Source organism: Tardiphaga sp. (assembly GCF_044336785.1).
GTDB lineage: Bacteria > Pseudomonadota > Alphaproteobacteria > Rhizobiales > Xanthobacteraceae > Tardiphaga.
Genome location: NZ_JBIIOT010000048.1, coordinates 25459 through 38339, shown reverse-complemented (window position 1 = coordinate 38339; position 12881 = coordinate 25459). Strand labels below are relative to the sequence as shown.

The 12881-nt window shown below is 62.5% G+C and carries 16 protein-coding genes; 10 read left to right on the top strand and 6 right to left on the bottom strand.

Features of this window, described 5'->3' with window-relative positions; all coding sequences use genetic code 11:
* From ACIQ2A_RS15165 to ACIQ2A_RS15150, 4 genes are all read right to left on the bottom strand, one after another.
* A partial coding sequence (locus tag ACIQ2A_RS15165; RefSeq protein WP_398480546.1) for a peptide deformylase occupies positions 1–222 on the bottom strand: 222 nt, incomplete at its 3' end.
* Positions 219–764 carry a disulfide bond formation protein B gene (locus ACIQ2A_RS15160; protein WP_398480543.1) on the bottom strand — a complete coding sequence of 182 codons (546 nt, stop codon included), beginning with the start codon at positions 762–764 and terminating at the stop codon, positions 219–221. The genes ACIQ2A_RS15160 and ACIQ2A_RS15165, both read right to left, overlap by 4 nt.
* Positions 765–771: 7 nt before the next feature.
* Positions 772–930 (bottom strand): DUF5993 family protein, encoded by a 159-nt coding sequence (locus ACIQ2A_RS15155; protein ID WP_398480541.1) that lies wholly within the window; start codon positions 928–930, stop codon positions 772–774.
* 78 nt (positions 931–1008) lie between these two features.
* Entirely contained in the window at positions 1009–1473 is a 465-nt protein-coding gene (locus ACIQ2A_RS15150) for a MarR family winged helix-turn-helix transcriptional regulator (protein WP_398480539.1), read from the bottom strand.
* Between the two features lie 170 nt (positions 1474–1643).
* Here ACIQ2A_RS15150 and ACIQ2A_RS15145 point away from each other — a divergent pair, with 170 nt between their 5' ends.
* Both ACIQ2A_RS15145 and ACIQ2A_RS15140 read left to right on the top strand, forming a co-directional pair.
* A complete protein-coding gene (locus ACIQ2A_RS15145; RefSeq protein WP_398480537.1) occupies positions 1644–2216 on the top strand; it encodes a DUF308 domain-containing protein in 573 nt (190 codons plus the stop codon).
* A 128-nt stretch (positions 2217–2344) separates the two neighbouring features.
* Positions 2345–2692: an ArsC family reductase gene (locus ACIQ2A_RS15140; RefSeq protein WP_398480534.1), complete on the top strand. Its 348-nt coding sequence runs from the start codon at positions 2345–2347 to the stop codon at positions 2690–2692.
* 53 nt (positions 2693–2745) lie between these two features.
* Here ACIQ2A_RS15140 and ACIQ2A_RS15135 read toward each other — a convergent pair whose 3' ends face one another.
* Positions 2746–3624: a helix-turn-helix domain-containing protein gene (locus ACIQ2A_RS15135; RefSeq protein ID WP_398480532.1), complete on the bottom strand. Its 879-nt coding sequence runs from the start codon at positions 3622–3624 to the stop codon at positions 2746–2748.
* Positions 3625–3814: 190 nt separating this feature from the next.
* On the opposite strand from ACIQ2A_RS15135, the gene ACIQ2A_RS15130 reads away from it, so the two are divergent.
* Together ACIQ2A_RS15130 and ACIQ2A_RS15125 are read left to right on the top strand one after the other, a co-directional pair.
* On the top strand, positions 3815–4921 hold the full coding sequence (locus tag ACIQ2A_RS15130; RefSeq protein WP_398480530.1) for an aldo/keto reductase: 1107 nt from the start codon (positions 3815–3817) through the stop codon (positions 4919–4921).
* 18 nt (positions 4922–4939) lie between these two features.
* Complete coding sequence (locus tag ACIQ2A_RS15125) at positions 4940–5641, top strand: formylglycine-generating enzyme family protein (RefSeq protein ID WP_398480528.1); 702 nt, start codon at positions 4940–4942, stop codon at positions 5639–5641.
* Between the two features lie 3 nt (positions 5642–5644).
* Here ACIQ2A_RS15125 and ACIQ2A_RS15120 read toward each other — a convergent pair whose 3' ends face one another.
* Positions 5645–6250, bottom strand: coding sequence for a hypothetical protein (locus ACIQ2A_RS15120; RefSeq protein ID WP_398480526.1), 606 nt, complete (start codon positions 6248–6250; stop codon positions 5645–5647).
* 425 nt (positions 6251–6675) lie between these two features.
* On the opposite strand from ACIQ2A_RS15120, the gene ACIQ2A_RS15115 reads away from it, so the two are divergent.
* The 6 genes from ACIQ2A_RS15115 to ACIQ2A_RS15090 all read left to right on the top strand — a co-directional run bounded on the left by ACIQ2A_RS15115 (position 6676) and on the right by ACIQ2A_RS15090 (position 12747).
* On the top strand, positions 6676–7431 hold the full coding sequence (locus tag ACIQ2A_RS15115; protein WP_398480525.1) for an ABC transporter ATP-binding protein: 756 nt from the start codon (positions 6676–6678) through the stop codon (positions 7429–7431).
* The gene (locus tag ACIQ2A_RS15110) at positions 7424–8170 is read left to right on the top strand and encodes an ABC transporter ATP-binding protein (RefSeq protein ID WP_398480523.1); all 747 of its coding nucleotides are present in this window, start codon (positions 7424–7426) and stop codon (positions 8168–8170) included. Before ACIQ2A_RS15115 ends, ACIQ2A_RS15110 begins: the two co-directional genes overlap by 8 nt.
* Positions 8171–8238: 68 nt before the next feature.
* Positions 8239–9462, top strand: coding sequence for an ABC transporter substrate-binding protein (locus tag ACIQ2A_RS15105; protein ID WP_398480521.1), 1224 nt, complete (start codon positions 8239–8241; stop codon positions 9460–9462).
* A gap of 40 nt (positions 9463–9502) precedes the next feature.
* Positions 9503–10720, top strand: coding sequence for an ABC transporter substrate-binding protein (locus ACIQ2A_RS15100; protein WP_398480516.1), 1218 nt, complete (start codon positions 9503–9505; stop codon positions 10718–10720).
* 127 nt (positions 10721–10847) lie between these two features.
* Positions 10848–11723: a branched-chain amino acid ABC transporter permease gene (locus tag ACIQ2A_RS15095; RefSeq protein ID WP_398480514.1), complete on the top strand. Its 876-nt coding sequence runs from the start codon at positions 10848–10850 to the stop codon at positions 11721–11723.
* Between the two features lies 1 nt (position 11724).
* Entirely contained in the window at positions 11725–12747 is a 1023-nt protein-coding gene (locus ACIQ2A_RS15090) for a branched-chain amino acid ABC transporter permease (protein WP_398480512.1), read from the top strand.
* Positions 12748–12881: the final 134 nt, after the last annotated feature.

Here is a 12881-nt window from a genome sequence, read left to right as displayed (position 1 = left end):
CTCCGGATTGACGTATGTCTTCGCGCCGTCACCGAGATCGAGCACCACCACGCGCAGCGCCACGCCGATATGCGGCGCGGTGATGCCGATCCCCGGCGCCGCATGCATGGTGTCGCGGAGGTCGTCGGCGAGGACACGGAGCGCGTCGTCGAAGTCTGTAACCGGTGCTGCCGGCAGTGCCAGACGCGGATCGGGATAGCGGATGATGGGGCGGATGGTCATTTCAGCAGTTCATACACGACCGGATCATCCGCACAGGCCTTGAAGCCGCATTCGAGCAGAGCGGAGGCAAAGTTGCCGGCCGTCAGGGCGATGATCAGCCCCACAGCGATGGTCGCGAGGATGCCCGTGGTCACCGGCGCCGCTGGCTGCCGTTCGAATTGGCGGTCGGACAGCAGCATGAGCGAGATCAGCGCGATCGCGGCGACAAAGGCCAGCAGCGCCAGCGTGTAAAAATGATAGCCGAACAGCGCGGTGCCATAGCCGGTGTCACCAGGCATGATGTGCAGCAGCACCTGTCGCGTCGACACCACAGCGCCAACGATGGCGGCCAGCAGCGACAGCGCATAGTGGCTCGGGCGCGGGCCGTAGCGGATGTTGAGGATCGGGCCGATGGCCAGCAGCGCGAACATGATCCGCTGCAGCAGGCACAGCGGGCAGGGCAGTTCACCGAGAACGAACTGCGCGCCGAAGGCGGTGGCGAGCACGGCCGCGAGCGCGTAGAGCGCGAGGACGTTCAGGGTGATGGCGCGAGCAGATGTCATGAGCGCCTCAGAACGACAGCTTGAGCGTGTTGCTGGCGTGATGCATGAAGGTCGCGAGACAGGCGATCAGCACCACGGCGAACAGCGACAACGCAAGCCCACGCGGCCCGCGCCATGCGACCAGCATGGTGACGGTGATGGCGAGAAACAGGGCTGTGAATTCCATGACAGCATCCGCATTGTTCGTCGGAGCTAGATCAGATTCGACGAAGCCCGCCCAGCAATGGACGGCTGCAGGCTGTCTTCAGCCTTTCGCCGTCTCATCCGTCGTGTTTGTGTAATTGGCCACCGCATCCCGAAAGGCATGCACCTCGCTATTGAGCGCGATCAGCCGTTCCGGGGTCATGCCGGCGGCGGCAAACAGCGTCTCGCCGAGGCAGCGCGCTTTCTCGCGCATGGCCGTGCCCTTCGCCGTCAGCGAGACCACGACCTGACGCTCATCGTCGGGGTTGCGCTGACGCATCACCAGCTCGGTCTGTTCGAGCCGCTTTACCAATGGCGTCACCGTGCTGGATTCCAGCGCCAGCCGATCGGCGATCCCGCCGACGCTTTGCGGGCCGCCCTCCCACAAGGTGCTCAGCACCAGATATTGCGGATAGGTGATCTCCAGCCGGTCCAGCAGCGGCTTGTAGGCGCGGCCGATCGCCATGCTGGCCGAATACAGCGCAAAGCAAAGCTGATGATCCAGCGGGATGTGGCGCGGCACCATAACGGGTCTCCTCAACTCAATATCACAATAATGTATATCGCGATAAATGACTGGACAAGGCCAGTCGCCTGCAGCGATAAAGATATCGCGATAATATTTATCGTGATATTTAAAATGGCCGCGGCCGTCTGTCTTTGACGCCCCGTGCCCCAGCTTTCGCGGAGAAAGTCATGACAAACGCAGAAACGACAGGATTTCAGGCCGCCGGCACTGGCGATCTCGCACGCTATTACCTGGTCCGCGGCATCGTCGCGGCCGGCTGGGTTGCCGCGGCGGTGGCTGTCGGCAGGTCGCATGCCGCCGTCGCTGCCGTGCTGCTGGTGGCTTATCCCGCCTGGGATGCGCTGGCGAACTGGTTCGATGCCAAGGGCAGCGGCGGGCTGCTGGCCAATCCGTCGCAGGCTTTGAATGTGCTGGTCAGCCTCGGCACGGCGGTGGCCGTGGCCGGTGCGCTGCAGTCCGGCATGAATGCTGTGCTCGCGGTCTTCGGCGTGTGGGCCGTGCTTGCCGGTCTCGCGCAGCTCGTGACAGGTATCCGCCGCTGGCGCGCCGCCGGTGCGCAATGGGCGATGATCCTCAGCGGCGCGCAATCGGCGCTGGCCGGTGTGTTTTTCGTGGTTCAGTCCGGCGGCGCCAAAGTCCCGACCATTGTTGATGTCGCGCCCTATGCCGCATTCGGCGCGTTTTACTTTCTCGTCTCTGCTGTCTGGCTGATCGTTGCCAACCGTCGGCGCACCGCCTGAACCCGATCGGGACGACCGGTGGTGCACGCTTGCGTCACCGGCGCCCGCTGTGGATGACAGTGGAATTGCGCGCGGTCGCGATGCGCATCTGTTAGTCAGGTCCGCAGCAACCGATCGGCGGATATCCCATGACCACCACCATTTACGGCATCAAGAACTGCGACACGATGAAGAAGGCGCGCACCTGGCTCGACAGCCACGACATCGCTTACGCCTTCCACGACTACAAAGCGTCGGGCATCGACAAGGCGCATCTCGTGCGCTGGTCGAAGGCGGTGGGCTGGGAGCTGCTGCTCAATCGCGCCGGCACCACCTTCCGCAAGCTCGACGATGCGGCGAAGCAGGGGCTCACCGAGGCGAAGGCGATCGCGATGATGCTGGAGCAGCCGTCGATGATCAAGCGTCCGGTGCTCGAGGCGGGCAGCAAGATCCTGGTCGGCTTCAAGCCCGAGATCTACGCGAAGGAATTCGGCTAGCGCATGATCCCGACAACTGGATCCCGGTTTTCGGATCAGATGATGCTCTGACTCTAGAGCCGGAACGTCCGCCGATAATCCGACGGGCTGTGACCCGTCGCGGCGCGAAACACGCGCGCAAAATGCGTCGGGCTCTGGAAGCCGACATCGAGCGCGATCTGCGTGACCGAGGCCTGGCTTCGCACCAGCGCATGTTTGGCGACAGCCACGCGGCGCGCATTGATGAAGTCGAGCGGCGTCTGGCCGGTGGTCGCGCGAAACGCGCGATGGAAATGACCTTCGGACAGATCGGCCAGTTGCGCGAGGTCGGCAATGCGGATGGTGGCATCTAGATTGGCATCGATGAAATCGCTGACGCGGCGGAGCCGCGCGCCGGGCAGGCCGATGCGCTGCGGTGATACGGCCGCGCGGCCGTAGCGGCGGGCCAGATAAAGCAGCAGCGCGTGGCTCTTGGTCTCGCAATAGGCTTCGTCCAGGCCGCCATCGAGCGCATCGAGCCGGTCGAATTCGGACAACAGAGTCCAGACGAAACGATCTTCCTGGCCGGCAATCGGCGCCAGCCCGTCGATCGCATCGGGCGCGATGCGGGCGACGGCCTGCGGATCGAGCGCGATGGAGGCCCAGCGCCATGCCACATTGTGCAGACGGAGCCGGCGCTCGCACCCCGCGGGCAGGAACGAGATGGACGAGGGCAGGTCCGGGCCGTCATAGCGGTGGCCGCCATCGATGGCGAGCTGATGACGCTCTGCGCCGCCGCTCAGCGTGGTCATGATGAGATGATTGTCGGAGGCAACGCAACCTTCGACGAAGGTGGTGAGTTGCCGGTGCGCCGTCTCGAACGAGCCGCCGGACCATTGCCGGCGCCGCCAGCCGTCGGGGCGCGAGCTCAATCGTCCGAAACTTGCGCTGAAGCCCTCGATGCCGTGCCTCATGGCGTTCCTCGTAACCGGCAATGTGCCGCGCGAGACCAGCGGCAATCTAGTCAGTGCAGTGCACAAACTCAATGACACCACAGGATCCGACGCGCGGCGTCAGGATCGCGCGCGACGACATTTGCGGGATCACGTTCTCTGCATGGACGGCCCGCCGATCCCTGCGGGCGCGACCACGGAGCGATGGATCATGAACGAAACCCCTCACAAGACCACGATGATGACCGATCGGCGCGGCTTTCTCGGCGCGGCAACGGCCATCGGCGCGGTGGCTGCGGCATCGATGCAGGGCGGCGGCCTCGGCGTGACGTCGGCTGCGGCCCAGACGGCCGCGTCGGCCTCGGCTGCCGGCCCCGTGCTGACCCGGACAATCGGTCGCACCGGCGAGACCGTCACCGCGCTCGGTCTCGGCACCTTCCTTACCTTCGACATGCTGCCCGGCGGCAATCGCGAGCCGCTGCGCGCGGTCACCAAGACCTATCTCGATGCCGGCGTGCGCGTGGTCGATACGTCGCCGCTCTATGGCACCGGGGAGGTCAGCCTCGGCACGTTCATGAGCGGCATGGGCATGACCGACCAGGTCTTCATCAGCAACAAGATCTGGTCCACGGGCGATTACCTCGCCGATGAGAGCCACATGCTGCGCAGCCTGGAGCAGTCGCGGCTGCGACTGTGGCGCGACAAGATCGATCCGCTGTTTTGCCACAGCCTCGTCAATGTCGATGTGGTGATGCCGACATTGCGCGCCTGGAAGAAAGAGGGGCGGGTGCGTTATGTCGGCGCCTCCGTGCACGAGAACACGTATCACGACATTCTCGCCGGCCTGATCGAGCGTGACATGGTGGATGTCGTGCAGGTCAACTATTCGATTTTCAACCGTGGCGTTGAGGACCGCGTGTTGAAGGCTGCACAGGACAAGGGCGTCGGCGTCTTCATCAACATGCCGTTGGAAAAAGGGCGGCTGCACAAGATCACCGAAGGCCGGCCGCTGCCGGATTTCGCCCGCGAGATCGGCGCTGCCAACTGGTCGCAGTTCTTCCTCAAATGGGTGATCGGCAATCCTGCAGTGACCACCGCTTTGCCGGCGACGTCCAATCCCGGTCACGCCGCCGAGAATGTCGGCGCATTGCGCGGCCCGCTTCCGGATCAGGCGATGCGGCAGCGGATGGTGAAGCACATGGAGACCATTCCGGGTTTCACGACGCTGGCATCGATGGCATGGTATCCCGACAAGGGAACCATGTATCAGGGCGTGATCCGTCGGTCGCAGGCATCGCTGCGGCAGCGATTGAGCTGAGTGATGCGCGGAGTCGGGATGTCGGTGAGATCGATCTGCCTTTCATTGTTGCTGAGCGTGGCACTGGTGAGCGCTGCGTCTGCAGCGCCCGACTCGGCACAAAACCTCGACGGCTTCGCCATCGATCGTAATGAAGTCACCATCGGCGAATTCCGCGGGTTCAGGGACTCGCGCAATCTCGTCACCGCGGCTGAGCGTGCCGGTGGTGGTTTTGAGTTCGGCAGCGGCTGGGAGCGTCGCAGCGGCTGGACATGGGCGTCGCCCTATGGCCAGCCGGGCAGGGACGATGAACCGGCCGTCCATGTCAGTTGGGGCGAGGCGCGTGATTTTTGCGTGGCGCGCGGCGGCCGCCTGCCGCGTTTGGAGGAGTGGCGCCGGGCCGCCTATACGGAGCTGCGTGCCGATCCGTCCGACCGTTTTGATCGGGGGACGACCTATCCTTATCCCGTCGGCGACAAGCCTGACGGGATGAACACCTCCGGCAGCGATCCCTGGCCGCGACATGCCACGGTCGCGACGACGAAGCGCGGCGTCAACGGGCTGTACGACATGGGCGGGAATGTCTGGGAATGGCTCGCCGATCGTCAGGGCGATCAGGCGCTCACGGCCGGCGGCTCGTGGTGGTATGGCGCCGACAAGACGCAGGCGTCCGCCGTGCAATGGAAGCCCGCGGATTTCTACGCCGTCTATGTCGGCTTTCGCTGCGTCTATGATCGATGATGATCAGTCGATCTCGATCAGGTCGCCCGCCATGCTGCGGCTCGGCATCCGATGCGCGAGGTTGCGGTCGAGCACGACGCTGAGCACCGGCTTCGGCACGCTGTGATGGCCGCGCATCAGGTTGCGGATCTCGAAGCCGCCGTCTTCGCTGATGGTCTTGAGCGATGCGATGATATGCGTGACGGCGCTGCCGCCGTCGCAGAACGGCAGCAGCAGTCGCTCATACGCCACCACATGGCCGTTGACGTCGTCGATCATCGAGATCGTATAGGTCGGCAATTGTCGTGCGATGCAGGCGTGATAGGCGGGCAGCACGACGGGGCCAAGGATCGGGCCGAGATAGTCGTCGAGATAGCGGCCGCGGCCGGTGGAGCCGTAAGCGCTCGCCATGCGCGTGCCGTTGCTGTCGATGATGAAACGCGCCGGCCCGCAGCTGTGATCGACAATGTAGTAGACGAGATCGGCGCGCTCGTCCTCGAGCCGCTCCGGTTGATAGGCAGCAACGCGCGGCAATGCCTGCGCAGGCGCATAGAGGCGCAGCCAGCAGTTCAGCAAATCACGCTGCCGGATCGATTTCACAACGGATGCGTCTGAGCTTTCGAAACTCACGGCCATCGTCCCACATTTGCGAATGCGGCAAAGCATGAGCCAATCAGGCAAACAAAACATGAAGAGGCGTGGTTGCTTACTCGTACAATTAAGAAGCGATTGCGATTTCGTTCCATGCGCTTTTCGCGTTTGTGCGCGCTGAAAAGTTCTGTTTGCCGGAATGTCCCCGCATCCTTTTTGTGCAGTGCACGGCAAGCGCAACCCTCTAATACTAATGGCGAAGTTGGTGCGACAGGTGGTCCCCGGCAAAACGGCCGTACTGCACTTGCGTTAATTGATCGCTTGACGGCATAGTCCGTGCCGCGACATGGAGCAGGGCTGGGGCAACCCGATTTCATATCGTCCAAGTTCTAGTCGAAGACTGCTGCGCAAAAAATCGGCCAGCCGCGCGACACCGCGGCCAAGGTTGATTGGGGGAAATTTGCTTGACCGATGAGTTCATCCTCGAAACCCACGGACTGACCAAACAATTTGCGGGATTCTACGCCGTTCGCGACGTCAATCTCCAGGTCCGCAAGGGTACCATTCACGCGCTGATCGGCCCCAATGGTGCCGGCAAGACGACGTGCTTCAACCTGCTCACCAAGTTTCTGCAGCCCTCCGAGGGCCAGATCCTCTACAAGGGGCAGGACATCAGCGCGATGGCGCCGGCAGACGTCGCCCGTCTTGGCCTTGTGCGCTCGTTCCAGATCTCGGCGGTATTTCCGCATCTGACCGCATTGGAAAATGTCCGCGTCGCGCTGCAGCGTCAGCACGGTTCGTCCTTCGATTTCTGGCGCTCCAAGACGGTGCTCGACAAATACAATCAGCGCGCCGCCGAGCTGCTGGAAGATGTTGGCCTGTCCGAATTCGCCAACACCCCGGCAGTCGAAATGGCCTATGGCCGCAAGCGCGCGCTGGAGATCGCCACCACGCTGGCGCTCGATCCGGAAATGATGCTGCTCGATGAGCCGATGGCCGGCATGGGCCACGAGGACATCGACAAGATCGCCGCGCTGATCAAGCGCATCTCGGCGAAATACACCATCCTGATGGTCGAACATAATCTCAGCGTCGTCTCGACGCTGTCGGACAAGATCACCGTTCTGACGCGCGGAAAAATCCTGGCGGAAGGCAACTATGCCGACCTCACCAAGGACGAGCGCGTGAAGGAAGCTTATTTGGGAGCCGGACATGGCTGATACACTCACGGCCGCCCCGGCGTCTGCCTCTGCATCGACAAAGCCCGTTCTCGAAGTCCGCGACCTGCAGGCGTGGTACGGCGAGTCGCACATTCTCCACGGCATCAATTTCGATGTGCGTCCGGGGGAGGTGGTGACGCTGCTCGGCCGTAACGGCGCCGGCAAGACCACGACGCTGAAGTCCATCATGGGCATCATCGGCAAGCGCACCGGCTCGGTGAAGTTCGAGGGCAACGAGATCATCAAGACCGCCTCGGACAAGATCGCCAAGCAGGGCATCGCCTTCTGTCCGGAAGAGCGCGGCATCTTCTCCAGCCTCGACGTGCGCGAGAACCTGATGCTGCCGCCGACCATCCGTCCGGGTGGCCTCTCGGTCGAGCAGATCTTTGAACTGTTTCCGAATCTGAAGGAGCGCCTCAACAGCCAGGGCACCAAGCTCTCGGGCGGTGAGCAGCAGATGCTGGCCATCGGCCGTATCCTGCGCACCGGCGCACGCTTCCTGATGCTCGACGAGCCGACCGAAGGTCTGGCCCCCGTCATCATCCAGCAGATCGGCCACACCATCGCGCGGCTAAAGTCGGAAGGTTTTACGATCCTGCTGGTCGAGCAGAACTTCCGTTTCGCCTCCACCGTCGCCGATCGTTTCTACATCGTCGATCACGGCAAGGTCGTGGACGGTTTTGCGAGTTCGGAACTGTCCGCCAACATGGACAAGCTGCACACCTATCTCGGCGTCTAATTCATAAAAGCTACGGAACGAACCAACGGTCCGAGTGAATTCATGAAGTTCTCAGGGAGAGAGACACAATGCTGAACAAGAAGGTTACGTCATCGCTACTTGTGATCGCGGCTATGTTGGCCGCGAACTCCGTAGCATCGGCGCAGGACAAGACGGCCAAGATCGGCGTGCTGAACGACCAGTCTGGCCTCTATGCCGACATCACCGGGCAGGGCTCGGTGCTGGCCGCGCAGATGGCGGTCGAGGATTCGGGACTGACGGCGAAAGGCTGGAAGATCGAAGTGCTGGTGGGCGATCATCAGAACAAGCCGGACGTGGGCGTGAACATCGCCCGCCAGTGGTATGATCGCGACAAGCTCGACGTCATCGTCGACGTGCCGACCTCGTCGGTGGGTCTCGCCATCGCCAATGTGGTCAAGGAAAAGAACGGCGTCTATCTGAACTCCGGTTCGGGCACGTCGGATCTCTCCAACGCGCAGTGCTCGCCCAACACCATCCACTGGGCTTACGACACCTATCAGCTCGCCAATGGCACCGGCACCGCGCTGACCAAGGCCGGTGGCAATACCTGGTTCTTCCTCACCGCGGATTACGCCTTCGGCACCGCGCTGGAGCGTGACACCACCGCGGCTGTTGCGGCCGTCGGCGGCAAGGTGGTCGGCAGCGTGCGTCCGCCGCTCAACACCCCTGACTTCTCGAGCTTCCTGCTGCAGGCGCAGACCTCGAAGGCCAAGGTCATCGGCCTCGCCAATGCCGGCGGCGACACCATCAACTCCATCAAGCAGGCGTCGGAATTCGGCATCGTCAAGGGCGGCCAGAAGCTCGCCGGCCTCTTGATGTTCATCACCGACATCCATTCGCTCGGTCTGCCCGTCGCCAATGGCCTGAACCTGACCGAGACCTTCTACTGGGATCTCAATGACGGCACGCGCGCCTTCTCCAAGCGCTTCCAGGACCGCGCGAAGAACAAGGCGATGCCGACCACGGTGCAGGCGGGCGTTTATTCGTCGCTGATCCATTACTTCAAGACGCTCGATGCATCCGGCGGCAATTCCCATGATGGCATCAAGGTTGTCGCCAAGATGAAGGAAACGCCGACCGACGATCCGCTGTTCGGGAAGGGAACGATCCAGCCCAACGGGCGCAAACTGCATCCCGCCTACCTGTTTGAGGTGAAGAAGCCCGAAGAATCCAAGGGGCCGTGGGATTACTACAAGCTGGTGGCGACGATCCCTGCGGATCAGGCGTTCACTCCGCTTGAGAAGAGCACCTGCCCACTGTTGAAGAAATAGTGCTCTCGGCGCGTGCCGGGAGCAGTCTGAAGAGGATTGAATGTCGAAAGTGATTACCAGACTTCTGCTCGGCACCGCCATTGCAGCTGCGACCGTCTCCACGGCCGCCGCACAGGACAAGAACGTCAAGATCGGTGTGCTCACCGATCTCTCCGGCATCTATGCCGATCTCGCCGGCCCGGGCTCGACCCTGGCCGCGCAGATGGCCGTTGAAGACTCCGGCCTCAAGGCCAAGGGATGGACCATCGACGTGATCTCCGGTGATCACCAGCACAAGCCGGACATTGGCGCCAATCTCGCGCGCCAGTGGTTCGACCGCGAAAAGATGGACATGATCACCGACGTCCCGAATTCGGGCGTGGCACTTGCGGTGAACAACGTCGTCAAGGAGAAGAACGGCGTCTACATCAATTCCGGCGGCGGCACCTCCGACCTCACCAATGCCCAGTGCACGCCGAACACGGTCCACTGGACCTATGACACCTACAACCTCGCTTACGGCACCGGCACCGCGCTGACCAAGGCGGGTGGCGACTCGTGGTTCTTCCTCACCGCCGACTACGCCTTCGGTGCAGCCCTCGAACGCGACACCACCAATGCGCTGAAGGCCGCGGGCGGCAAGGTCACGGGCTCCGTCAAGCATCCGCTGAACTCGTCGGACTTCTCGTCCTTCCTGCTGCAGGCGCAGTCGTCGGGTGCCAAGGTCATCGGCCTCGCCAATGCCGGCGGCGATACCTCGACCTCGATCAAGCAGGCCGCCGAATTCGGCATCAGCAAGGGCCAGAAACTGGCCGCGTTGCTGCTGTTCCTCACCGACGTGAAGTCGATCGGCCTCGATCTCGCCCAGGGTCTGTCCTTCACCGAGACCTTCTATTGGGACATGAATGACGGCACCCGCGAATTCTCGAAGCGCTTCTCGGCGCGTTCGAAGGGCGCGGCGCCGCCGACCATGGTGCAGGCCGGCGTCTATTCCGGCACGCTGCATTACCTGAAGTCGCTGGAAGCCATGGGCGGCAATCCGCATGACGGCGCTAAGGTCGTCGCCAAGATGAAGGAAATGCCGACCGACGATGCACTGTTCGGCAAGGGTTCGATCCAGCCGAACGGCCGCAAGATCCACCCGGCCTATCTGTTCGAGGTCAAGAAGCCCTCGGAATCGAAGACGCCGTGGGACTACTATAAGCTGGTCGCGACCATTCCTGCCGATCAGGCCTTTACGCCGCTCGACAAGAGCACCTGTCCGCTACTGAAGAAATAAACTGAGCTGTGGCCCGGAGACCTCAGTCACCGGGCCACGACTTCCACGAAAGCATGATCCCGAAAAGTGGGTTTCCGGTTGTCGGATCAGATCATGCTTCACTAACAACTCTAGAGTTGAAAGCACCATGTCGATCAATCTCCAGGCCTTGTCCGCACAATTGCTGGTCGGGCTCATCAACGGCTCTTTCTATGCCTTGCTGAGTCTCGGTCTCGCCGTGATTTTCGGCATGCTGAACATCATCAATTTCGCCCATGGCGCGCTCTATATGATGGGCGCCTTCGTGGCTTACTTCCTGCTCAACCTGGCAGGCATCGGCTACTGGCCGGCGCTGTTCCTGGCGCCGATCATCGTCGGCGTCTTCGGCATGATCCTGGAGCGGACCATGCTGCAATGGATCGCCAATCTCGACCATCTGTATGGCCTGCTGCTCACCTTCGGTCTGGCGCTGATCATCCAGGGCGTGTTCCAGAACTATTTCGGTTCGTCGGGCCTGCCTTACGCGATCCCGGATGCGCTGAAGGGGGGCGTCAATCTCGGCTTCATGTTCCTGCCGATCTATCGCGGCTGGGTCGTCATCTTCTCGCTGATCATCTGTATCGCAACCTGGTTCCTGATCGAGCGCACGCGCCTCGGCGCCTATCTTCGCGCAGCAACTGAGAACCCGACGCTGGTGCGCGCTTTCGGCATCAACGTGCCCTTGATGATCACGCTGACCTACGGTCTCGGCGTCGGCCTGGCCGCGCTCGCCGGCGTGCTCTCGGCGCCGATCAACCAGGTTCGCCCGCTGATGGGCGCGGACCTGATCATCGTCGTGTTCGCGGTCGTCGTCATCGGCGGCATGGGCTCGATCATGGGATCGATCATCACCGGCTTCACCCTCGGCATCATCGAGGGCCTGACCAAGTATTTCTACCCCGAGGCCTCCAACACCGTCGTCTTCGTGCTGATGGTGCTGGTGCTCCTCGTCAAACCATCGGGCCTGACGGGACGGACCAACTGATATGACCACGATCACCGAAAATTCGATCCCCACCGCGCAGACCCGTGGCACCAAGGACGAGATGGTCGCCTTCGTGATCATGACCGTCCTGCTGGTCGCCGTGCCGTTCTCGGGCCTGTATCCCTTCTTCGTCATGCAGGCGCTGTGCTTCGCGCTGTTCGCCTGCGCCTTCAACCTGCTGCTCGGCTATGTCGGCCTGCTGTCCTTCGGCCATGCGATGTTCATGGGCACCGCGGGCTATGTCACGGCGCATATGGCAAAGGTCGGCACCATCGGCTTCAAGGTCCCGTTGATCGGCGAGTTCATGATCAATATGGGCCCGCTGTCGCCGGAACTGTCCATCGTGTTCGGCCTTGTGGCGGCGCTCGTGCTCAGCGTTCTCACCGGTCTGGTCGCGATCCGTCGCCAGGGCATCTACTTCGCCATGATCACCCTGGCGCTGTCGCAGCTCATCTTCTTCCTCTATCTGCAGACGCCGTTCACCCATGGTGAAGACGGCATCCAGGGCATCCCGCAGGGCAGACTGTTCGGCCTGTTCGACCTGTCGAAGCCGACCACGCTGTATTACGTGATCCTGGTCGGCTTCCTGATCGGTTTCCTGATCGTCTTCCGCGCCATCAATTCGCCGTTCGGCGAGGTGCTGAAGGCGATCCGCGAGAACGAACCGCGCGCGATCTCGCTGGGCTACAAGGCCGACCAGTACAAGCTGCTGGCCTTCATCCTGTCGGGTACGCTGGCCGGCTTCGCCGGCGCGCTGAAAGTGTTCGTGGCGCAGAATGCCTCGCTCACCGACGTGCACTGGACCATGTCGGGCGAAGTCGTTCTGATCGTGCTCGTGGGCGGTCTTGGTACGCTCTATGGCCCGGTGGTCGGCGCCTTCGTCATCATCGCCATGCAGCAATATCTCGCGGGCTTCGGCCAGTGGGTGACGGTGATCCAGGGCGTGATCTTCGTGGTCTGCGTGCTGACCTTCCGCCGCGGCGTCATCGGCGAGATCGGCCACCTGTTCAAGCGCTCGCTGTAAGGGCAGGCCGCATCGACAAGCAGGGCGCCGCCGCAAGGCGGCGTTTTGCGTTGGGGGCATCAAGGACGGATTGTGCTCCGGTCTTCACCTCTCCCCACCGGGGAGAGGTCGCGCGTTCTTGCGCGCGGGTGAGG